The sequence below is a fragment of the Nocardia sp. NPDC050717 genome (genome assembly GCF_040654275.1).
In the GTDB taxonomy this organism is placed as follows: domain Bacteria; phylum Actinomycetota; class Actinomycetes; order Mycobacteriales; family Mycobacteriaceae; genus Nocardia.
Genome location: NZ_JBFAHR010000007.1, coordinates 95,126 through 117,235, shown reverse-complemented (window position 1 = coordinate 117,235; position 22,110 = coordinate 95,126). Strand labels below are relative to the sequence as shown.

Below are 22,110 nucleotides of genomic sequence, written 5' to 3'. Positions count from 1 at the left end.
CCGGATTACTTCGGCAACGGCACCGAGACGAACCGCGCCACCAGCGACCACAGATACACCCCGAGGCTGGCACCGACACCCAACCCGACACACACCGCGCCCGCCTGCACGAAGTAGCTCACCCCCGCCACCTCGTACACCGACAGGATCAACCCCTGGCACACGATCAGACCCGGCAGCAACGCCCCGGTGATCCCGACCAGCGCCAGCGCCGACATCGGCAACCGCAACGGCTCCGACACCGCGCCGAAGCCGCGCGCACTCAGGTTCACCACCAGCTGGCTCAGTGCCGCCAGCACACCGGCCAGCGGCGTACCGCCGATCTGCACGCAGATACAGAACGCGAGCAACATCCCGCCGGCCTGCACCGACCACCACGGAAACGGCGCGGGCCCGGCATCGGCCGAATCCAGCCGCGCACACGCGGATTCCGGGTCGAGCCGACGCGTCACCACCTCCCGGGCGACATCCTTGAGCCTGCGCATCCGATCGCAGTCGAAACTGTCCAGCGACGCCGCCTCGCCCAGCCTGGAGGTGGTCCGGCCCGTCCCGTCGGCGCACTCGACGATCACCACCCGCCCGATCCCGACGACCCGCGCGTCCTCGAGCCCGAGCGCGGCCGCGCACGGCAGCACCATCAGCTCCATCGCCTCGGTCGCGAACCCGGATTCGAGCATCGCGGCGCCGAGCCTGGTCAGGAAACGCAGCGCCGCCTCGACCCGGCGGTGCTCGATCGCGGGGGTCGCCATGGCGACAATCCAATGTCGGCGCCGCGCGTGAGGCGTCCGCACACGCCGAACTCAGCCCACCTGGGCGGCGCCCCCGAGATGGCCCACCTCACCCCACACCCGCAAGCCCAGCCGCTCACCCTCGCGGCGCCACTGCGACACCGACGCGTTGGGCACCGGTTCGAGCGAATCCGGTACCGGCGCACCCATTCCCGCCAGGATGTAGCGCATCGACGCCACGACCGCGTCGTGCGTGACCACCAGGACCTGCTCCCCGGCCGCGACCACGTCGAGTTCGTCGAGGAAACTGCGCACCCGCACCGCCACATCGGCCAGCGACTCCCCGCCGGGCGGGCGATACACCCAGTTGCCCACCCGCTCCCTGCGCATCGCCTCGTCCGGGGCGCGGCGCCGGATCGCCTTGTACGGATGCAGTTCGAACACCCCCATCTCGCGATCGCGCAGCCGCTCGTCGACGAGGGTGCGGATCGGGCGCAGATGCCGATTGCGGGTCGCGGCGGCCTCGGCCATCACCGCCCAGGTGAGCCGGGTACGCAGGTACGGCGAGCACGCCACCAGCGTCGGCGTCTGCACACCCGCCAGCCCCGCCAGCCACTCACCCAGGCACCGCGCCTGCCACTGCCCGTACTCGGTGAGCTCCACCTCCGCGTCGGTGCCACGCATCGGACGCTGCTCGGTCGCCGGATCCGCGTACCAGGCGTTGGCCACGCTCTGCGCGTGCCGCACCGCCCACAGACCCCCGAGTGCGCGCGGCACCGCCAGTCCCTCCGCCACCGGCACCCACCCCCTTCGCTGTTCGATCGCCATCGGACCCCCTCCGCGCTCGTCCCGTCGTGCTCGGACGCGCCAGGGAATAGCGGCGTCACTACTGCTGTTCGTCTGAGATGTTCGGCGGACCGCCGCCGAGAGGAGGCCCGCTTGAGCACCAGAGTAGAGATCTGGACCGACATCAACTGCCCGTTCTGCTACCTCGGCAAAGCCCGATTCGAGGCGGCACTGGCCGAATTCGAGCACCGCGACGACGTCGACGTCGTGCACCGCTCCTTCGAACTCGACCCCACCCTGCCCGCCGACGAGACCGGCCCCGTCATCCCGCGCATCGCCGCCAAGTACGGCATCCCCGTCGAGCAGGCCGCCGCCAACGAGCGCGCCATCGGCGCCCAGGCCGCCGAACTCGGCCTGCCCTACCAGAGCAGCGGCCGCGACTACGGCAACAGCTTCGACATGCACCGGCTCCTGCACTTCGCCCTCGACCAGGGCAAACAGGACGTGCTGCTCGACGCGCTCTACGCAGGCAACTTCGCCGATCCCGAACCGGTCTTCGGTGACCACGAACGACTGGTCGCCCTCGCCGTCCGCGCCGGCTTCGACGAGACCGAGGTCCGCGACGTCCTCGCCGACCCCGACGCCTACGCCGCCGCGGTCCGCCAGGACGAGCTCGAGGCCCAGCAGCTCGGCGTCACCGGCGTGCCGTTCTTCGTCTTCGACAACAAGTACGCGGTCTCCGGCGCCCAGCCCGTCGAGGTCTTCACCCAGGCGCTGACCACCGCGTGGAACGACCGCCCCGCACCGCTGGTGCAGGTGTCCGCGGACGGCGCGCCCGCGTGCGGCCCGGACGGCTGCGCCGTCTGAGCGCTACAGGTCGATGACGACCTTGATGTCGGCGTGATCACCCGGATCGAACGCCTCGAGCGCCCGCTCCAACGGCAACCGCCGGGTGATCAGCCGGCCCAGCCACCCCGCGTCGGCCTTGGCCAGCGCCTGCGCCGCCAGCTCGTAGTGGTGGCGGTTGGCGTTCACCGAGCCGAACACCAGCGCGTTGTCGAGCACGATGTTGCGGTTGAGCGCGCCCACGTCCACCGACGCGTCGCTGCCCGGCGTCGACACACCCGTCAGACACACGATCACACCCGGATTGTTGATCTTGGCCGCGTCCAGCGCCACCGCGGGCGCGCCCGTCGCCTCGATCACCACATCCGGATCGATCCGCTCGGCCAGGTCCGAGGCCGACCCGGTGTGGAACGTGGCGCCGAGATCGGCGACCAGCCCCGGCTTCGGCCCCTCCGTCGTGCGGTCGAGGACATGCACATCGAGGCCACGCTGCACACCGAGCAGCGCCGCGAGCAATCCGATCGGGCCCGCGCCGGTCACCAGCGCGGTCTTGGGCTCGAACCAGGCGCGCTGGTTGATCCGCTCGATCTGATCCCAGGCCTTGGCCACCACCGTCGTCGGCTCCATCAGCACACCGACCTGTTCGAGCGCGGGATCCAGCTTCACCGCGTAGTCGACCGGCACCACCCAGCTGGTCGAGCCGAACCCGTCGATCTGCTTGATCCCGCGCTCCACGTACTGTCCGTTGCGGCACATGTCGAACTCGCCGCGCGCGCACGCGCCACACGGCACCGGGTCGGGCCTGCGCACGATGCCCACCACGAGATCGCCCGTGGCGAAACCACTTCCGTCGGGGGCCGTGCGCACCCGGCCCAGCGACTCGTGCCCGAGGACCAGCCGTTCGCGGCCCGGTGGCGCCCAGCCGTAGCTGCCCTCGGCGATCTCACGGTCGGTGCCGCAGATACCCAGCGCCACCCCGTCGACGAGCAGTTCGTCCGGCCCCGCCTGCGGATCCGGGACCTCCGCGATGCTCAACGAGCCCGGCTGATTCGGAATCACGGTCAATGCACGCATGTCGGCAACCCTTCCGCCACCTCGGCGACGCTGTCGGAACCTGCACGAATACCTGCGACAACGCTACGGGAACCCGGCCCGGTCACGCAGTACCGACAAGATCGCGAATAGCTTGCGATGTGCCGGCTAATGCTGCCACGATCGAGGAAGCCGCCGACAGCTGCTCGACCACGACGTGGGAGGTACCAGTGCAGGCCGTTCAGTACCGCAGCCCGGGATCCGCGCCCGAAGTCGTCACCGTCCCCGACCCCGAACCCGGACCCGGCCAGGTCCTGCTGAAGGTCGCCGCCGCCGGCGTGTGCCACTCCGACATCGCGGTGATGGGCATGCCCGCCGACCAGCTCGGCTTCCCGCTCCCACTGACCCTCGGCCACGAGGGCGCCGGCACTGTCGCCGCGCTCGGTGCCGGCGTCGACGGCGTCGAACTCGGGGCCATGATGGCCGTCTACGGGCCGTGGGGCTGCGGCCACTGCCACATGTGCGCCAAGGGCATCGAGAACTACTGCCTGCGCGCGAAGGAACTCGGCATCTTCCCGCCCGGCCTCGGCGCACCCGGCGCCATGGCCGAATACCTGATCGTCGACGATCCACGCCACCTCGTTCCGCTGGGTGACCTCGACCCCGTGCAGAACGTCTCCCTCACCGACGCGGGACTCACGCCCTACCACGCGATCAACCTGTCACTGCCCAAACTCGTCCCCGGCAGCACCTGCGTCGTCATCGGCGCGGGCGGGCTCGGCCACGTCGCCATCCAGCTGCTGCGCGCCATGACCGCGACCAGGATCATCGCCCTCGACCTGTCCGAGGAGCGGCTCGAACTGGCCCGCCGGGTCGGCGCGCACGACACCGTCCTCTCCGACGCCGGCGCGGCCGAGCGCATCCGCGCCCTCACCGACGGCGACGGCGCGCAGGTGATCCTCGACTTCGTCGGCGCCCCACCCACCACCGCCACCGCGGCGGCCGCCGCGGGCGTGGCCGCCGACATCACCGTCGTCGGGCTCGGTGGCGGCACCGTCGAGGTCGGGTTCGGCAGCCTGCCCTACGAGACCACCGTGTGCTCCCCATACTGGGGCACCCGGTCCGAACTCATCGAGGTCCTCGACATCGCGCGCAGGGGCGAGGTGTCGGTGCACGTGGAGACGTTCTCCCTCGACGAAGCGCCACTGGCCTACGAACGCCTGCACGCCGGCGAGATCACCGGCCGCGCCGTCATCGTCCCCGGCCGCTGAACCGTCACGCTACGGTGGACACCGACCGTCCGTCGGCAGCTGGAGGCGTCTTGCGCATCATCGTCCCGATCCTGTTCGTGCTCGCCGCCCTCCTCGGCGCCACCGCACCCGCCTCGGCGGCCCCGACCCTCGACGACACCACCAGCCGCAAGATCGACGAGCTGCTGGCCGTGCGCGCCGAAGCCGGGGACATCGACCGCGGCGAACTGCTCGCCCGCCTCGGCGCGCGCCTGCTCGACACCCCCTACGGGGCGAACATGCTCGTCGGCTCGGCCACCGAAGCCGAACAACTCGTCATCGACCTGCGCCGCGTCGACTGCTTCACCTACCTCGACTACCTCGAGGCCGCCTCCCGCTCCGGTGACCGCGACCAGTTCGTCGCCAACCTGCTCGCCACCCGCTACGTCGACAGCCGCGTCGAATTCGCCCAGCGCAAGCACTTCTTCACCGACTGGGCGAACACCGGGCGCCGCGCCGCCACCGACATCACCGCGAGCCTGAGCCCCGCCGCGGTCACCGTCACCAAGCAGCTCAACGCCAAGGCCGACGGCGGCACGTACCTGCCCGGCATTCCCGTCGTCGACCGCGCCGTCACCCACATCCCCGCCGCCGCGGTCGACGGGGGAGTGATCGCGGGCCTGCGCACCGGCGACTTCCTCGGCGCCTACTCGCCCGACACGGGACTCGATGTCACCCATGTCGGCCTCGTCGTGCACACACCCACCGGGCCGGTCTTCCGCAACGCCTCCTCCCTCGCCGAATACCGGGTCGTGGACACCCCGCTTGCCGATTACATCCGCACCACGCCGGGCATCGTCGTCCTGCGCCCTCTGTGAACCACGCTGCCGCACTTGACTTCAGGTCGACCTGAAGCGGCACCGTGAACGCATGACCACCTTCGACCACGCCGCGAGCCTCGGCTACGACCGCCGCGCCACCCGCCTGCTCGGCAGCCTCTACCGGCGCATCGCCACCGACATCGACACCGCGACCGGGCCCGGGGCCGCCGTCGCCGACATCGGCACCGGGCCCGGACGCCTGCTGTCGTGCCTGGCGGCCCGCCGACCCGACCTGCGCCTGCACGGCGTCGACCTGTCCCCGCACATGATCGAGATCGCCCGCCGCCACCTCGCCGATCAGCCCGTCGAACTCGCCGTCGCCGACGTGCGCGACCTGCCCTACCCCGACGCCGGCCTCGACACGGCCGTGTCCAGCCTGAGCATGCACGAATGGCCGGACCTCGACGCCGCCGCCCGCGAACTGCGCCGCGTCCTTGCCCCCGGCGGCGCACTCACCGTCTACGACTTCCGCTTCGCGCGCGCCACCGCGAGCCGACGCGCGCTCGCCACCCATTTCGGCACCGTCCGCACCACCCCCGTCCGGCTGCCGTGGCATCCGCTCGCGATCGTCACCCGCTACCACGCGACTGCCTAGGCTGGACGAATGACGGGGACCCACACCACGATCGGCGCTGCGGCGGCCCACTTCGGCCTGGGCACCCACGTGCTGCGGCACTGGGAGGACCGCGGTCTGCTCACCCCCGACCGCGACACCGCGGGCCGCCGCCGCTATCGCGACAGCGACCTGGACACCATCGCCATGATCGTCCTTGGCAAGCAGGCCGGCCTCTCCCTGGACGAGCTGGCCGTGCTGTTCACCTGCGCCCCCGACCGGGCGACCCGCGTCAAGGTGCTGCGCGAACACCACACCCGCCTCACCGCCCGGCTGGCCCGCACCAGGGCCGCCCTCGACGCGGTCGCCCACGTCCTCGACTGCGACGCCGAGGACTTCCGCACCTGCCCACACTTCCGCGATCGCCTCGCTGCCGTCCGCCGAGCCGACACGATCGCTGAGTGGTAACCAGGCTGCGGACAATCGCCCCGCCATGAGACGATCACACAGGTGACCAGCACGCCGGACCGGCCCCAGCACCTCAGGGATCTCGCGCTGCTGCGTCGCGTCCGCGACCGGATCGACCGCGAATACGCCCAGCCCCTCGACGTCGAAGCCCTCGCCCGCGGCGTCCACCTCTCCGCGGGCCATCTGAGCAGGCAATTCCGGGCCGCCTACGGCGAATCCGTGTACTCCTACCTGATGACCCGCCGCATCGAACGCGCCATGGCGCTGCTGCGCCGCGGCGACATGAGCGTCACCGAGGTGTGCTTCGCCGTCGGCTCGTCCTCGCTGGGCACCTTCAGCACCCGCTTCACCGAACTCGTCGGCGTGCCGCCCAGCGTCTACCGGCAGCAACAAGCCGAAGCCACCGCGGGAATGCCGTCGTGCGTGGCCAAGAAGGTGACCAGACCGATCAGGAATCGAGAAGCACCGACCACCAGCGGCCGATAGCGTGGTCGCCATGAACATCACCATTCACCAGACCTACCTGCCCCACGACGACCCCGACGCCGCCCTCGCCTTCTACCGCGACGCGCTCGGCTTCGAGGTCCGCAACGACGTCGGCTACAACGGCCTGCGCTGGATCACCGTCGGCCCGGCCAACCAGCCCGACACCGCCATCGTGCTGCACCCGCCCGCCGCCGACCCCGGCATCACCGACGAGGAACGCCGCGTCATCACCGAGATGATGGCCAAGGGCACCTACGCCGGGGTCAACCTCGCCACCGAAGACCTCGACGGACTCTTCGCCAAACTCCAGGCCGGCGACATCGAGGTCGTGCAGGAACCCACCGACCAGCCCTACGGCGTCCGCGACTGCGCCTTCCGCGATCCCGCGGGCAACATGATCCGCATTCAGCAGACATAGTGAGTCGGACCCCGCGGCTACCATCGACCGGCGACGCCGAACGACCTAGGAGACCCATGAGTACGGCCACGAAAACCACCACCCCGACCGTGGAACCGGCCGACAGCCACGACCTGATCCGAGTACACGGCGCCCGGGTCAACAACCTGCGCGACATCAGTGTCGAGATCCCCAAGCGCAGGCTCACCGTGTTCACCGGCGTCTCCGGGTCCGGCAAGAGCTCGCTGGTCTTCGGCACCATCGCCGCGGAGTCCCAGCGCCTGATCAACGAGACCTACAGCGCGTTCGTCCAGGGCTTCATGCCCAGCCAGTCGCGCCCCGACGTCGACGTCCTCGAGGGCCTCACCACCGCCATCCTCGTCGACCAGTCCCGCCTCGGCGCCGACCCGCGCTCCACCGTCGGCACCGTCACCGACGCCAACGCGATGCTGCGCATCCTGTTCAGCCGACTCGGTGACCCGCACATCGGCTCCTCCCAGGCGTTCTCCTTCAACGTCGCCTCGATCAGCGGGTCCGGCGCGGTCGCCGTGGAGAAGAACGGCGTCACCGTCAAGGAACGCCGCAGCTTCTCCATCACCGGCGGCATGTGTCCCACCTGTGAGGGCAAGGGCACCGTCAACGACATCGACCTCACCCAGCTCTACGACGAGAACAAGTCCCTCGACGAGGGCCCGTTCACCATCCCCGGCTACAGCATGGACGGCTGGATGGGACGGATCTACAAGGGCAGCGGCTTCTTCGACCCGGCCAAGCCGATCAAGAAGTACACCAAGAAGCAGCTCGCCGACCTGCTCTACAAGGAACCCACCAAGATCAAGGTGGACGGCATCAACCTCACCTACGAGGGCCTGATCCCCAAGATCCGCAAGTCCATGCTGTCCAAGGATGTCGAAGCGCTGCAGCCGCACGTGCGGGCCTTCGTCGAACGCGCCGTCACCTTCGGCACCTGCCCCGACTGCGACGGCACCCGCCTGTCCGCCGAGGCCCGCTCCTCCAAGATCGACGGCGTCAGCATCGCCGACGCCTGCGCCATGCAGATCACCGATCTCGCCGAATGGGTGAAGACCGTCGAGGACCCGTCGGTCGCGCCACTGCTGGAATCGCTGCGCCAGACCCTGGACTCCTTCGTCGAGATCGGCCTCGGCTACCTGTCGCTGTCGCGCCCCTCGGGCACCCTGTCCGGCGGTGAAGCCCAGCGCGTCAAGATGATCCGCCACCTCGGGTCCTCGCTCACCGACGTCACCTACGTCTTCGACGAGCCCACCGCCGGCCTGCACCCGCACGACATCCAGCGCATGAACGACCTGCTGCTGCGCCTGCGCGACAAGGGCAACACGGTGCTCGTCGTCGAACACAAGCCCGAGACCATCGTCATCGCCGACCACATCGTCGACCTCGGCCCCGCCGCCGGTTCCAAGGGCGGCACCATCTGCTTCGAGGGCACCGTCGACGGGCTGCGCGCCAGCGACACGGTCACCGGCCGACACTTCGACGACCGCGCCACGGTCAAGGACACGGTGCGCAAACCGAAGGGCGCGCTGAAGATCCGCGGCGCGAAGGCGAACAACCTGCGCGATGTCGACGTCGACGTCCCGCTCGGTGTGCTGGTGGCCGTCACCGGCGTCGCGGGCTCCGGCAAGAGCTCGCTCGTGCACGGCTCCATCCCGATCGACGAGGGCGTCATCTCCGTCGACCAGGCCCCCATCAAGGGATCGCGGCGCAGCAACCCCGCCACCTACACCGGCCTGCTCGACCACATCCGCAAGGCCTTCGCCAAGGCCACCGGCGCCAAGCCCGCCCTGTTCAGCGCCAATTCCGAAGGGGCGTGCCCGAACTGCAACGGCGCGGGCGTGGTCTACACCGACCTCGCCATGATGGCCGGGGTGTCCACGGTGTGTGAGGTGTGCGAGGGCAAACGGTTCATGGCCGAGGTCCTCGACTACACCTTCGCGGGCAAGAACATCAGCGAAGTCCTGTCGATGCCCGTCGACGAGGCCCGCGAGTTCTTCGGCGAGGGGGAGGCCCGTACCCCGGCCGCGCACAAGATCCTCACCCACCTCACCGAGGTCGGGCTCGGCTATCTCACCATCGGTCAGCCGCTCACCACCCTGTCCGGCGGTGAGCGCCAGCGCCTGAAGCTGGCCACCCACATGGCCGACAAGGGCGGCGTCTACATCCTCGACGAGCCGACCACCGGCCTGCACCTCGCCGACGTCGAACAGCTGCTCGGCCTGCTCGATCGCCTCGTCGACGCGGGCAAGTCCGTCATCGTCGTCGAACACCACCAGGCCGTGATGGCCCACGCCGACTGGATCATCGACCTCGGCCCCGGCGCCGGTCACGACGGCGGCCAGATCGTCTTCGAGGGCACCCCCGCCGATCTCGTCGCGGCCCGCTCCACCCTCACCGGCGAGCACCTCGCCGACTACGTCGGCGCCTGACCGCGCTGCCCCTCCCCGGACGAAAGGATCGTGGGGGAGGGGCAGCTCGGTGTGACGTATCTCGCCGCCGTCACCCCTGGTACCGGCCGCACCCACCGGCCTAGCCTGAGGTTCTCGCACGCGAAATCGCCTGCACCAGAGGGATATTCGGTACGAAACGGACATGCCGGAACTGGTCGGTGACGCGATGGTCTCGCGTGCGCCGAGAGCGCGACCGGGCCGGCCGCGCAGCCCTGGACCGAGGAGTCGCGCCGGTGTCGCATCGAACCGTCCTGAACCGCCGAGGGGCGCTGGCCGCCCTCGCCCTGCTCGCCGTCGCCGGGTGCGGTGGCTCCGATTCCGCCGCCGCCCCCTCGCACTGGGACTACGACCGCGAAGGCCCCGACCACTGGGCCGACCTCGACAAGCAGTACGCGACCTGCCGAAACGGCCACGCCCAGTCACCCGTCGACCTCCCCGGCGCCACGGAGACACACCCCACCGACCACATCGAGATCGACTACCGACCCGTCCCCGCCGCCGCGCTCACCAACAACGGCCACGCCGTCCAAGCCGACGTGCCCGCCGACTCCGGTAACCGGATCATCGTGGACGGCACCCCGTTCTCGTTGCGCCAGTACCACTTCCACCTACCCAGCGAGCACACCCTCGACGGGGCCGAAGCCGCCATGGAACTGCACCTCGTGCACGCCGACCAGGCCGGACGCCTCGCCGTCCTGGCGGTCCTGCTCCGTGCCCAGACCGCCCCGAGCCCACTGACGGGGGTCCTCACCGCCGCACCGGATAGGGTCGGCGCCACCAGGACGCTCAGCAACATCGATCCGAGCGCCTTCCTGCCGGACAACCGCACCCAGTTCCGCTACGAAGGCTCCCTGACGACCCCGCCGTGCACCGAGGGCGTCGCCTGGATCGTCCTGCGTGACCCCAGCCCGGTCGCTGTCACCGATGTCGACCGCTACCGCGCACTCTTCCCACACACCAACCGCCCGGTCCAACCCCGCTACGACCGCCCGATCATCCTCGCGGGCACCAACTAGACGCGGGTACCGCTCAGGCCTTCAGGCCGTTGAGGATCAGCCGCAGTCCGTCCCGATCCGGTTCCTGACCACCCACTTGCTGTGATGGCCCACCCCGGACACGCGGGGCCGCGTTCAGGGGCGGGGGAGTAGACCCAGGGTCAGGTGACCGACCAGGTCGTCGAGGAGCTGTTCGGAGTCGTAGTCGGCGGTGTAGCCCGAGCCGATGAAGGCGGCCAGGCCCTGCAGGGCCGCCATCGCGGTGACGCCGAGGCGTCTGGGATCGCCGGGGACGATCTCGCCTGCCGCCTGGCCCTCGGCGATGAGAGCGATCGGGACGGCGAAGGCGCGGTCGGCGGCCTCCTGGATCTCCGCCGCGGTGGAGGCTTGCCTGCGCGCGAACATCAGGGGGAGCAGTTCCGGATTGTCGACGGCGAAGCGCAGATACGCGCGGGCCAGGGTCTGCAGGCGGGTCGTGATCGGACCGTCGGTCGCGGCCCGTTCGAAGCACTCACCGAGCCGTTCCAGCCCGGTGACGGCCAAGGCGTCCAGGAGTGCCTGCTTGTCGCGGAAGTGCCTGCTCGGCGCCGCATGGCTGACGCCGGTGTCGCGGGCCAGCTGACGCAGCGACAGCCCGTCCGCGCCGACGCTGCGCAACGCCTTCTCGGCGTGCTGCAGCAGGGCGGCGCGGAGGTCTCCGTGGTGATAGCGCGAGTGCAGGGACATGGTGCAAGCAGGATATCCGACACGCGCCGAATGTTTGCATTGACTACTTTGTAGTCGCTGACTACATTAGCCATTGCCATGACTGACAACTCGCCGCAGCGCAGCATGCCCCTGCGCGCCTGGTTCGCCCCCGTCACCCTCGTCACCGTGCTGGCCGCGCTCCTGGGAACCATGTACCTCGGCTACACCGCCGACCCCGAGAAGCACCTGCACGACTTCCCGATCGCCTTGGTCAACCAGGACGTCGGCGACACCCTCGCCGGCGCACCCACCAACCTCGGCGACCAGATCACCACCGCGCTGGGGGAGAACATCCCCGCCGACAAGATCGACCTGCGCACCCTCGGCATCAACGAAGCTCAACAGCAGCTGCGGAACGGCGAGGTCTACGGCGCCATCGTCATCCCCGGCGACTTCACCAAACGCGTCGCCATCCTCGGCGCCGGCGCGATCGTCCCCGGCGACGTCGAACGCCCGATCATCACCGTGCAGACCAACCCGCGCGCGGGCACCCTCGCCGCCCAGATCATGCAGACCATCGCCGACAAGGCCATGACCCAGGTCAACGCCACCGTCGGCACCCAGCTCACCGAGCAGGTGAACGCCGCGGCCGGCGCCACCCCGCTCAGCGGCGCCGCGCGCCTGCAGCTCACCCAACCCATCGACGTCGTCGTCACCGCCTACCACCCGCTGCCCGAAGGCACCGGCCAAGGCCTGGCCGCGTTCTTCTACACCCTCGTCCTGCTGATCGTCGGCTTCAGCGGCGCGATGATGATCAACTCCCTCGTCGACGGATCACTCGGCTTCGTCCCCGCCGAATACGGGCCGTGGCACAAACCGACCACGCCCGCCAAGATCAGCCGCTGGCGGACGCTGCTCATCAAGTGGGGGATCGCCGCCATCAGCGCACCCCTGGCCTCCGCCGCCTTCCTCGCCGTCGGCGCGCTGCTCGACATGTCGCTCGAGCGACCCCTGCTGCTGTTCCTCTACGGCACCCTGGCGATCATCGCCATCGCGGTCACCGGCCTGTCGGTGATGGCCGCCTTCGGCACCGCCGGACTGATGATCAACCTCATCGTGTTCGTCGTCCTCGGCATCCCCTCGTCCTCGGGCACCATCCCGCTGGAAGCCACCCCGCGCTGGATCGCCGACCTGGCCTCCTTCGAACCCATGCACCAGATCTACCTCGCCGTGCGCGCCATCCTGTTCTTCGACGGCCGCCTCGAAGCCGGTCTGAGCCAAGGACTCTGGATGACCCTGCTCGGCCTCGCGATCGGCCTGGTGCTCGGCGCCGTCGCCACCCACACCTACGACCTGCGTGGCCTGTACCGCCTCGGTCTGGACCACCGCCGCGAACCGGCGACCGCGCGTTAGCGCAACCCACCGACCAGTCACCCACGTGGAAGGCCACTGATGCGCGAGTTCGAAGCCCCGGCTTCCTACACCATTCCGGAACACGCGAACAATTCCGACAGCGTGTTCCGGCACGCGGAGCACACCCCGGACACGGTGCTGTTCCAGGTCGCGACCGACAACGGCGACCTGGCCGACGTCACCGCCGCCGAATTCGCTCGCACCGTCACCGGAGTGGCCAAGGGCCTCATCGCCTCGGGCATCAGCTTCGGCGACCGCGTCGCCATCATGGCGCCCACCCGCTACGAGTGGATCGTGCTCGACCACGCCATCTGGGCCGCAGGCGGCTGCACCGTCGCCATCTACGACAGCTCCGCCGCCGAACAGGCCAAGTGGATCCTGCAGGACTCCGCCACCCAGCTGCTCGTCGTCGACAGCGACAAGCACCGCGCGGTCATCGACCAGATCCCCCTCGACGACCTGCCCGCCCTGCGCGAGATCCTGCAGATCGACCACGACGTGATCGCCGCGCTCACCCAGCGCGGCGCCCACCTCGACGACAACACCGTGCACACGCGCCGCGCCGAGGTCGGCGCGAACTCGCCCGCCACCCTCATCTACACCTCCGGCACGACGGGCCGCCCCAAAGGTGTGCTGCTCACCCACGCGAACCTCTACGCGGAATCGAAGTCCGACCGGATCGCGCTGAGCGAATTCGTCACCGACGGCAACAAGACCCTGATGTTCCTGCCACTCGCGCACGTCTTCGCGCGGGCGGTCACCCTGGCAGCCCTCGACGCCAAGGTCGTCGTCGCGTTCAGCGCGGACTGGTCCACCCTCGTCGACCAGTTCGGCAGCTTCCGGCCGCATTTCATCCTGGCGGTGCCGCGCGTCTTCGAGAAGGTCTTCCACGGCGCGAAGCAGAAGGCGCACGCGGGCGGCAAGGGCTGGATCTTCGACCGGGCGACCGATACCGCGATCGCCTGGAGCGAGTCACTCGACCATGGCGGACCCGGGCTCCTGCGCCGCCTCGAGCACGCCCTCTTCGACAAACTCGTGTACGGGCAGTTGCGTGCCGCCCTCGGCGGACAGTGCACGGCCGCGGTCTCCGGCGGCGGACCGCTCGGTGCCCGCCTCGGCCACTTCTTCCGCGGCGTCGGCGTCCCGATCTACGAGGGCTACGGCCTCACCGAGACGACCGCGGCGATCACCGTGAACACGCCGGGCAACACCCGCGTCGGCACGGTCGGCCGCCCGACCGAGGGCCACGGCATCCGCATCGCCGACGACGGCGAACTGCTGCTGCGCGGGCCGGTCGTGTTCGGCGAGTACTGGGGCAACCCCGAGGCCACCGCGGCGGCATTCACCGACGGCTGGTTCCATACCGGCGATCTCGGCGCCGTCGACCGTGACGGCTACCTGACCATCACCGGCCGCAAGAAGGAAATCCTCGTCACCGCGGGCGGCAAGAACGTCGCACCGGGCCTGCTCGAGGACGCGCTGCGCGCGCACCCGCTGATCGGCCAGGCGATGGTGGTCGGTGACGGTCGCCCGTTCATCGGAGCACTGCTCACACTCGATCCGGAGACGGTGCCCGACTGGGTGCGGCGGCACGGTCTGCCGGCAGGCACACCGCTGGAGACCCTGATCGAACACCCGGATCTCGTCGCGGAAATCGACGCCGCCGTCGCCGAAACCAACAAGCTGGTGTCCCATGCCGAGGCCGTGAAGAAGGTGCGGATCCTGCCGGTCGACTGGACCGAGGCGACGGGTGAGCTGACGCCGAAGATGTCGCTGCGGCGGGCGGAGGTCATGAAGAAGTACGCGGAGGACGTGGAGAAGATCTATTCCTGACTTCCCGCCCAACCCCCCTTGTTTCGTCACTGTGACGAAATAAGGGGTTGGGGAAGTGGAGGGGAGTGCGCCAGAGGTTGGACGAGTCTTCGGTGAGGCGGCCCACCCGGGGCGATGAGGCCTGGACGGGCAGAACTCGCGGACAACGGGCTCAGATCAGGTGGCGGCGGACAGCCCACGGACCAGCACGCGTGGTGCGGATAGCGGACATGCGCGTGCGGCCGTCCATCTGAGCCGGGAGTCCAGCGAGCCGAGGCGTGGACTGCAATGCTGCATGCGGCGCAGAACGATGTACGCAAACCCACCTCCTGACCGGCCGCGTTCAAACGCCGATAATGCACATTATGTCAAGTAAAGCCCGCAGATGATCGACGGCAGCGCACAACCCGCTACCCCCGCATCAAGACTCGTTCAGCGCGGTGTCAGCGTGATGGCGCCGATTTCCACGCCGCCGAAGAATGCCGGACCCGAGTAGCCGCCGCGTCCGTCGCTGTTCATCACCACCCGGTGGCCGGGAAAAATGTCCACGTAACCACCGCTGGGCGTCGGCTGGATCGGATAACGGCCGATCAGGACCAGTTCCCCACCCTCGACGCGGGCATCACGTTGCAGGAGCACGATCCCGCCCGACAATGTCGTGGACGTGTAGGGACCGGGTTCGACCTCGGCGGCAGCCTGCCCGGTCGCGCCGAACAAAACGGCCGAACCGACGGCTACGGCAATCGCTGCGGTCCGGATCATCGCTGGTCCGGTGGCGCGTATGGACATCGTCGTCTCCTGTCGCCTCGGGCTACTGATTGTACGCCCGCAGGCCCCGGCTGACCCGGTCGAATGTTCAGCAATCGTCGCTATGTACCCGACCATTGGTGGCGCCGGAAAGTGCGCCACCAAAAGTCATAATGCGTAGCCAACTCAGATGAAGAAATTGAAGATGGCACTCGCGAGCCACTGGAAGAAGTCCACGACCATTTTACTCACCTCCCTTCCGCTCAATCCGCCGCCGATCGGACCCCCCAGCTAGTTAGGCGACGAAAAGGTGGTTGCACTACGTGATATCGGAATTCCCCGAAAAACGTTAGCGGAAACGTTGCTGCTCACAGGGCCAGCCGCCGATGCTCCCGACGTAGCCGCAGGTGGTCGCGAACAGCCACCCATCCACCGGGTCGGCGCCAACGAATGCATGTCAGGCGGGTCGGTTAGTACTTTCCATGTACCCACAACACTCCCCCGTGGCCGACCCGCCTACCCTATTTCACCGAAATTCAAACCTATTGTTTTCGGCCGCGCTGTCACCATGCGGCGACAATCGGCACGCCGTGCTCCTGTCGCTGCCATTCGGCGCCCAGACGGGCAATTCGGCCGGGCCCGGCTATTCCCCGTACCTCCGCGATCCGCGCGCCGCGGATATCCAGGACCGCGATGCCGAGGACCCGGCCCTCCAGGGTGAAGAGCATGGCCGGACTCCCGTTGACCACGGCAGCGTGAATCGCCGGTGACCCACCGGCGAGCTGGTATTTGGCCGGCGACGGCTTCAACCCCGCGCGCACCGCGCTCGCGAGCCGCCGCGGCGTCGGGAATCGGAGGAACGGGTCGGCCAGTCCCCCGACACCGTCGGACAAGCCGGTCGCGTCATCGGTCAGCAGGGCCACGAGGGGTGCGACGCGGCCCGACGACGCGGCATCCACGAACGCCTCCACCACGCGACGGGCGGCGGCGCGATCGGCGGGCGTGGTGATGCGGGCGGCGGCGACGCGACGCTTGGCGCGGTGCGTGTGCTGCTGACTGCTCGCCACGGAGATCCCGAGCATGTCCGCGATCTCGGCATGGCTGTAGGCGAAGGCCTCGTGCAGGACGTAGGCGGCGCGTTCGACCGGTGCGAGGCGTTCCATGAGCGTGAGCACCGCCAGCGTCACCGATTCGCGTTGCTCGGCGGTGTCGGCCGGACCGAGCAGCGGATCGCCGTCGAGCAGTGGTTCCGGCATCCAGGTGCCGACCGCGCGTTCGTGCCGTGCCTTCGCCGAGCGGAGCCGGTCCAGGGCCAGGTTGGTGACGATCTTGGTCAGCCAGGCCTCCGGGACGTCGACATGGGCGCGGTCGGCGGCCTGCCACCGCAGGAACGCGTCCTGCACGGTGTCCTCGGCGTCGGCCGCCGAGCCGAGCAGGCGGTAGGCGATCGAGGCCAGCCGCGTCCGGCTGGCCTCGAATCGGGTGACGGCGGCGAGATCCATGAGCCCGAATCTATCCGGCGACCAGCCCGGGCACCTGCGGTCGGCTCACGGACCGGTAGTGGTGGCCGGGCTTGCCGAAGGTGGGGTGCCGCAGGCTCCACGCGGCGGTGTCGAGGATCGTCTTCTTCACGCGGGCGGCGGTTCTGCCGCACAATGCCCACGACCGGGCGTGCGCGTCGCCGTCAACGAGTTGGAAGATGCCGTCCTTGCGGCCGAGGCTGATGTGGTTGCCGACGTAGGGCTGGGCGTTGGTCGCGATGGTGCGGCCGGTGCGATCGCCGATGATCGCGCCCGTGGCCTGCATGCTCGTCGAGCCCGCGGACGCGCACGACATGGGCAGCGGGCGGCCGTTGTCGCCGACGACGAACGCGGCGTCCCCGGCGACGTAGACGTCGGGATGCGAGACCGACCGCATCTGCCGGTCGACGACGATCTGCCCGTTGGGTCGCACGTCGAGTCCGCAGGCGGCCGCGATCGGGTGGACGGCGAATCCGGCGGCCCACACGACGGCGTCGGCGGCGAATCGTGTGCCGTCGGCGGCGATCGCCGCGGTGGCGTCCACCCGGTCGATGGTGGTGTGTTCGTGGACCGTGACGCCGAGCCGATCGAAGGCACGGAACAGGTGCCGTCGGGCTTTCGGGCCGAGCCAGCCACCCGCTTGGCCCCGGGTCGCCAGGCTCACGCGCAGGTGCGGGTGGGATTCGGCGATCTCGGTGACGGCTTCGATCGCGGTGAGGTTGCCGCCGACCACCAGGACGGTGCCGCCCTCCCCCAGTTCGCCCAGCCGGCGGCGCAGGCGCAGCGCGGCCGGGCGTGCGGCGACGTGGAAGGCGTGTTCGGCGACGCCGGGCACCTGGTCGACGGCGGCTGTGCTGCCGAGGGTGTAGAGCAGGGTGTCGTAGGGGATCCGGTCGACGCCGGAATCGTCGACGACGGTGACGCTGTGGTGTGCGGGGTCGATGTCGCTCACGCGGGCCACGCGCAGCCGGATGCCGGTGCCTGCGAAGATCTCGGTCAGCGGCCGGTGGCGGAGGTCTTGTCCGGCGGCGAGCTGGTGCAGGCGCAATCGTTCGACGAAGTCCGGTTCGGCGTTGACGACGGTGAGCTCGACATCGTCCGCATGGAGTTGCCTGGCCAGGTATCCGGCGGAGAAGGCTCCGGCGTATCCGGCGCCGAGGATGACGATGCGGTGCTTCATGGTTCGCTCCTGTCTGGTTCGCGTGTCCCTTGAACGGGACAGCGCGCGATTTCCTGACAGGGAGCGTGAGTGAGGTGGGTCACAGGTCGGGCATGCGTACCGGGCGTGACCCTTCCCGCAGGGAGCGGGCGCCGGCGACGCCGACGAGGGAGGCGGCGACGGCCGGGCCGACGGGGACCAGGGGCGCGGCGCCGTGTTCGACGGTCGCCCGGAATCCCTCGAGGATGCGGACCGTGCCGACAGCTTTGGATTCGACGGGGGTGCCGTCGGGCAGAGTGACCGCTGTCGGCGTGCGGACTTCGTCGCGGACGACGCCGTCCGGGGCGGTCCAGGATTCCTTGCGGACCCGCACCGACCACGCGCGCTCCCCCGGCGCCCGCAGCGACTCGGCGATTCCCTCGCTGCCGCGGACCGAGACCCAGCTCCAGTGGCTGTCGGGTTCGCCCTGCAGGAAGCCGTGGCGGGCGATGGCCAGTCCCCCGCCGCTGAGCCGGACCACCAGGACCGCGGCGGTGCGTGCGTCGGTGGTGTCGACGAGGAAGGCGCTGACCTCGGTCGGGTGTTGGCCGGTGAGGGCCAGGATCGGCGACAGCGTGTGGGTGCAGTAGGCGGTGGGCGCGATGCGGCCGCGCCAGTGGCCGGGGTCGCCGATCAGTGCGGTGACGTCCTCGGGGGACATGCCGTGCAGGTAGTCGGCTTCGATGAGGGTGACACGGCCGATCTCCCCGTTTTCCACGGCGGCGCGCAGGAGTTCGACGTGTGGGTGGAAGACGTAGTTCTCGGCGAAGGAGTAGGTGGCGGTGGAGCGCCGCTCCGCCTCGAGGAGTGCTGTGGCCTGGTCTTCGTCGGCGCAGGCGGCGGCTTCGGAGAGCACGTGGACGCCGCGGTCGAGGAAGGCGATGGCCAGGGGTGCGTGTTCGTCGAAGTCGTTGGCGAGGACGACGCCGTCGAGGTCGAGGTCCAGCAGCGCGGTCCAGTCCGCGTGGATGTCGGTGCCGGGCAGGGCGGCGGCCGCGTCTGTGCGGCGTTGTGCGTCGCGGTCGCAGCCCGCGACGACGTCGATGCCGAGCCGACGACTCCACGAGGCCAGGTACAGGCCCATTCCCAGTCCGACCACTCCGATGCGCATGGTGACAGGTCTAGACAAGGGATCTGTTGGGCGTCAACCGATTTCTCAGGCGACGAGGACGTCGGTGATCGGTCGTCGTGGCGTGGATTCCAGCGGTGTGGCCGCGAACGGCATGACGCCGAGGCGGATCATGACGTGCGGGTAGGCGCATTCGCGCAGGACGGTCGCGCGGATCTGGTCGCGGAGGTCGAGCATGCCGAGGGGTTCGGACTGCAGGCTGGTGGCGAGGCCGCGGTAGGTGGCTTGCAGCAGCATGGCGCTGGTCGCTTCACCGGCGCGCAATTGGGCGAGGCGGTCGTCGCGGGGTGTGCAGACCACGAGCCAGTGCGCCGAGTCGGGGCCGTCGGTGAATTCGGCGAGTTCGGTGCCCGCGAAGACCCGCATGGGGATCTCCTCGGGTGATCGGGCGGCGGGCGCGTTGCGGGCGGGGACGCCGGTCGGGGCGCCGTGGCAGCCGCTCCATGCGGCCAGTTCGGCCTGGTAGGCGGCGTCGGTGGCGTGGCGGTCGGCGGCGCGGCGCATGGGGGCGGCGAGCTGGGTGAGCAGCGGGTCGGGGACGTGTCGTGCCGCGGTGCCGTAGCGGGCGGCGCTGCGGGTGATGGCGCGCAGGTCGGTGGTGGGGATGGGCAGGCCAGGGTAGCGGCGCCGGTCGGACCGGCGGACGTGGATGGCGGCGGCCAGCCGGATGTCGAGGTCGGTGGGTGGCTGGGGGGTGAAGCCCACGGTGGCGAGGTGATCGGGGCGCGCGGGGTCGGGCATGCGGGTGATGTCGGCGCGCCAGCCGAGCATGGCGAACGCGACCTCGAGGTGGTTGAGGGCGGCGCCGCAGCTGACCAGGAGGGCGCGGGCGCGGGGGTCGGTCGCGGTGAGCTGGCGTCCGAAGTCGGCGTACAGGTCGACCCGGCCCCGCGTGATCTTCCAGCGCCAGGGCTGGGAGTTGTGGACCGAGGGTGCGCGGACGGCCAGCGCCAGGGCGTCGTGGCACGTGGCGGTGCTCGGCGCGGTGTGTGGCATGGGGCGAACTTCCCGGGGTTGGTGGTACGGACGGTTCTCGACTGTAGGTGGCGTGTCTGTGTATCCACCACAGCGATGGCTTCGTGACGTGCCGGTGACCTGGCGTGATGTCGCTCCCCCGTGGTGGTCTTCGGCCCGTCAGCGGCCGGATTTCGCCGGTGCGGCGCGGGGTGTGTGGTGGTGTGGCCAGTGGCGAAGCTCGCACCTCGAGATCTTTTCGTGATACTCGATACTGTGCGTCACGCACAAACCGGTGGGACTCAGATCGGCCGGGTGAGGACCTGGCGGTACCACCGGCAGACGCCGAGGGCGAAGCGCAGTTCGAAGGTGTCGGTGTCGAGGGCGATGCCGTAGCGGCCGGTGAGCTGCTGGATGCGGTATTGCACGGTGTTGCGGTGCACGTCGAGGGCGCGGGCGGTGCGGGAGTAGCTGGCGCCTTCGGCGAGGAACACCTCGAGGGTGTGGCGCAGGAGCGTGGCCTTGGGGGTGTCGGCCGCGAGCGGGCCGAGGACGCGGCGGGCCAGGTCGGCGAGTTCGTCGGGGTCGTCGGCGAGCAGTGCGAAGGGGGCGACGGTGTCGTATCCGGTGACGACCGGTGCGGTGGCCCCCGCCGACGCCACGAGCGCTTTGGCGCGTGCGGCGCCGCGCGCGGTGCGCCGGAAGCCGGCGAGGCCGGTGCCGACGGGGCCGACGACGACCCGCACGGGCAGGCCCGCGGTGCTGATCCGGTCGGTGAGCGCGGCCGGGTCGAGGCGCTGCCCGGGGTCGGTGGGGAACCAGATCCGCAGTGCGCGGTCGCCGGTGGTGGCGACCAGTTCGGCGCCGCCGGAACGCATTTCGGTGGCGAGGAGCCTGCGGGTCTGGTCGAGGGCGCGGACGGTGTCGGCGGCCTCGGGGGTGGTCCACACTTCGGTGGCCAGGTGGTGCTGGTCGAGGCGGTAGTCCAGCGCGGCTTCGGCGGCGGCGAGGTCGACGTCGTCGCTGTCGAGGAGCCGGGTGATCCACTGCTGGCGGGCGGCGTGGCGGCTGCTGAGCCACCGGTCGCGTTCGGCTTCGTAGATGCGGCCCATGGAGGAGTTGAGGCGGTCGAGGTAGGTGCCCGCGAACTTCAGGAGTTCGGCGATCCGGGTGGCGTGGTCGGGTCCGGGGACGGCCAGGATCAAGCCGATCGCGGTGTCGAGGAGCCGGTACTGGCCGAGTCCGTAGGCGCGCAGCAGGACGGTGAGCGGGACGCCGCGGCGGGCGAGTCGCTGGGCGTAGGCGGCGGCGCCCGCGGGTGGGGTGATGGTGGCGGGGTCGATGTTGTTGGCCAGGACGTATTGGACGAGGGCGATGTTCTCGGCGATGCTGGCGGCGCGCATCTCGGCGAGGTCGAAGGCGAGGTCGGTGACGGGGATGAGTTGTTCGGTCACCCGGATGAGGTCCTCGGTGACGGTCTCGGTGAGGGGGCCGAGCGCCTGGCCGACCCACACCAGTGATCCGTACGCCGCCACCGGCCCGCTCCGTTCCTTGCACAAATTCCGTCCGCGACATTGTGTCATGCGCACAAATTTCGGTGTCGGGCTTGCCTGGGAGCGGGGTTGCCCGCCGATTGTGTGGTCTTGACACCGCAACCTGTGGTGTCATGGTCGCCGAACGCCCCGAGATCGACTCCTTTCAGCTTGTTCGACCTGGTCCACCCCCGGTAGGCCCAGAATCCGACAGGGTTCATGGATCATCACGAC

Annotated in this window: 21 protein-coding genes; 11 read left to right on the top strand and 10 right to left on the bottom strand. The window is 69.9% G+C overall.

Going from position 1 to position 22,110, the window contains the following annotated elements; all coding sequences use genetic code 11:
- Positions 1 to 5: 5 nt before the first annotated feature.
- Positions 6 to 749 (bottom strand): threonine/serine exporter family protein, encoded by a 744-nt coding sequence (locus AB0H56_RS16285; protein WP_357163204.1) that lies wholly within the window; start codon positions 747 to 749, stop codon positions 6 to 8.
- 51 nt (positions 750 to 800) lie between these two features.
- Positions 801 to 1,523, bottom strand: coding sequence for a histidine phosphatase family protein (locus AB0H56_RS16280; RefSeq protein WP_357163201.1), 723 nt, complete (start codon positions 1,521 to 1,523; stop codon positions 801 to 803).
- Between the two features lie 144 nt (positions 1,524 to 1,667).
- On the opposite strand from AB0H56_RS16280, the gene AB0H56_RS16275 reads away from it, so the two are divergent.
- Positions 1,668 to 2,381, top strand: a complete 714-nt coding sequence (locus tag AB0H56_RS16275; protein ID WP_357163198.1) for a DsbA family oxidoreductase — start codon at positions 1,668 to 1,670, stop codon at positions 2,379 to 2,381.
- Positions 2,382 to 2,384: 3 nt separating this feature from the next.
- Here AB0H56_RS16275 and AB0H56_RS16270 read toward each other — a convergent pair whose 3' ends face one another.
- On the bottom strand, positions 2,385 to 3,434 hold the full coding sequence (locus tag AB0H56_RS16270; protein WP_357163195.1) for a glucose 1-dehydrogenase: 1,050 nt from the start codon (positions 3,432 to 3,434) through the stop codon (positions 2,385 to 2,387).
- A gap of 188 nt (positions 3,435 to 3,622) precedes the next feature.
- On the opposite strand from AB0H56_RS16270, the gene AB0H56_RS16265 reads away from it, so the two are divergent.
- The 8 genes from AB0H56_RS16265 (at position 3,623) to AB0H56_RS16230 (ending at position 10,905) form a co-directional block, all read left to right on the top strand.
- Positions 3,623 to 4,663, top strand: a complete 1,041-nt coding sequence (locus tag AB0H56_RS16265; RefSeq protein ID WP_357163192.1) for an NAD(P)-dependent alcohol dehydrogenase — start codon at positions 3,623 to 3,625, stop codon at positions 4,661 to 4,663.
- A 50-nt stretch (positions 4,664 to 4,713) separates the two neighbouring features.
- Positions 4,714 to 5,499, top strand: a complete 786-nt coding sequence (locus AB0H56_RS16260; protein WP_357163189.1) for an N-acetylmuramoyl-L-alanine amidase-like domain-containing protein — start codon at positions 4,714 to 4,716, stop codon at positions 5,497 to 5,499.
- 52 nt (positions 5,500 to 5,551) lie between these two features.
- On the top strand, positions 5,552 to 6,097 hold the full coding sequence (locus AB0H56_RS16255; protein WP_357163186.1) for a class I SAM-dependent methyltransferase: 546 nt from the start codon (positions 5,552 to 5,554) through the stop codon (positions 6,095 to 6,097).
- A 9-nt stretch (positions 6,098 to 6,106) separates the two neighbouring features.
- Positions 6,107 to 6,523 carry a MerR family transcriptional regulator gene (locus AB0H56_RS16250; RefSeq protein WP_357163183.1) on the top strand — a complete coding sequence of 139 codons (417 nt, stop codon included), beginning with the start codon at positions 6,107 to 6,109 and terminating at the stop codon, positions 6,521 to 6,523.
- A gap of 42 nt (positions 6,524 to 6,565) precedes the next feature.
- Positions 6,566 to 7,009 carry an AraC family transcriptional regulator gene (locus tag AB0H56_RS16245; protein ID WP_357163180.1) on the top strand — a complete coding sequence of 148 codons (444 nt, stop codon included), beginning with the start codon at positions 6,566 to 6,568 and terminating at the stop codon, positions 7,007 to 7,009.
- Between the two features lie 10 nt (positions 7,010 to 7,019).
- Positions 7,020 to 7,427, top strand: a complete 408-nt coding sequence (locus AB0H56_RS16240) for a VOC family protein (RefSeq protein ID WP_357163177.1) — start codon at positions 7,020 to 7,022, stop codon at positions 7,425 to 7,427.
- Positions 7,428 to 7,483: 56 nt separating this feature from the next.
- Entirely contained in the window at positions 7,484 to 9,868 is a 2,385-nt protein-coding gene (locus AB0H56_RS16235) for an excinuclease ABC subunit UvrA (RefSeq protein WP_357163174.1), read from the top strand.
- A gap of 254 nt (positions 9,869 to 10,122) precedes the next feature.
- On the top strand, positions 10,123 to 10,905 hold the full coding sequence (locus AB0H56_RS16230; RefSeq protein ID WP_357163171.1) for a carbonic anhydrase family protein: 783 nt from the start codon (positions 10,123 to 10,125) through the stop codon (positions 10,903 to 10,905).
- A gap of 114 nt (positions 10,906 to 11,019) precedes the next feature.
- Here the strand turns inward: AB0H56_RS16230 and AB0H56_RS16225 are convergent, their stop codons facing one another.
- On the bottom strand, positions 11,020 to 11,610 hold the full coding sequence (locus tag AB0H56_RS16225) for a WHG domain-containing protein (protein ID WP_357163168.1): 591 nt from the start codon (positions 11,608 to 11,610) through the stop codon (positions 11,020 to 11,022).
- A gap of 78 nt (positions 11,611 to 11,688) precedes the next feature.
- Here AB0H56_RS16225 and AB0H56_RS16220 point away from each other — a divergent pair, with 78 nt between their 5' ends.
- The gene (locus tag AB0H56_RS16220) at positions 11,689 to 12,984 is read left to right on the top strand and encodes an ABC transporter permease (RefSeq protein ID WP_357163166.1); all 1,296 of its coding nucleotides are present in this window, start codon (positions 11,689 to 11,691) and stop codon (positions 12,982 to 12,984) included.
- Positions 12,985 to 13,023: 39 nt separating this feature from the next.
- Positions 13,024 to 14,817 carry a long-chain fatty acid--CoA ligase gene (locus AB0H56_RS16215; protein WP_357163164.1) on the top strand — a complete coding sequence of 598 codons (1,794 nt, stop codon included), beginning with the start codon at positions 13,024 to 13,026 and terminating at the stop codon, positions 14,815 to 14,817.
- 411 nt (positions 14,818 to 15,228) lie between these two features.
- Here AB0H56_RS16215 and AB0H56_RS16210 read toward each other — a convergent pair whose 3' ends face one another.
- From AB0H56_RS16210 to AB0H56_RS16185, 6 genes are all read right to left on the bottom strand, one after another.
- Positions 15,229 to 15,585: a hypothetical protein gene (locus AB0H56_RS16210; RefSeq protein WP_357163161.1), complete on the bottom strand. Its 357-nt coding sequence runs from the start codon at positions 15,583 to 15,585 to the stop codon at positions 15,229 to 15,231.
- Positions 15,586 to 16,106: 521 nt separating this feature from the next.
- On the bottom strand, positions 16,107 to 17,045 hold the full coding sequence (locus tag AB0H56_RS16205; protein WP_357163158.1) for a sigma-70 family RNA polymerase sigma factor: 939 nt from the start codon (positions 17,043 to 17,045) through the stop codon (positions 16,107 to 16,109).
- Between the two features lie 10 nt (positions 17,046 to 17,055).
- Positions 17,056 to 18,243, bottom strand: coding sequence for an FAD-dependent oxidoreductase (locus AB0H56_RS16200; RefSeq protein ID WP_357163155.1), 1,188 nt, complete (start codon positions 18,241 to 18,243; stop codon positions 17,056 to 17,058).
- A 79-nt stretch (positions 18,244 to 18,322) separates the two neighbouring features.
- Positions 18,323 to 19,372: a Gfo/Idh/MocA family oxidoreductase gene (locus AB0H56_RS16195; protein WP_357163152.1), complete on the bottom strand. Its 1,050-nt coding sequence runs from the start codon at positions 19,370 to 19,372 to the stop codon at positions 18,323 to 18,325.
- Positions 19,373 to 19,417: 45 nt separating this feature from the next.
- The gene (locus AB0H56_RS16190; RefSeq protein WP_357163149.1) at positions 19,418 to 20,386 is read right to left on the bottom strand and encodes a hypothetical protein; all 969 of its coding nucleotides are present in this window, start codon (positions 20,384 to 20,386) and stop codon (positions 19,418 to 19,420) included.
- Between the two features lie 260 nt (positions 20,387 to 20,646).
- Positions 20,647 to 21,879 (bottom strand): helix-turn-helix domain-containing protein, encoded by a 1,233-nt coding sequence (locus AB0H56_RS16185; RefSeq protein ID WP_357163146.1) that lies wholly within the window; start codon positions 21,877 to 21,879, stop codon positions 20,647 to 20,649.
- Between the last annotated feature and the right edge of the window lie 231 nt (positions 21,880 to 22,110).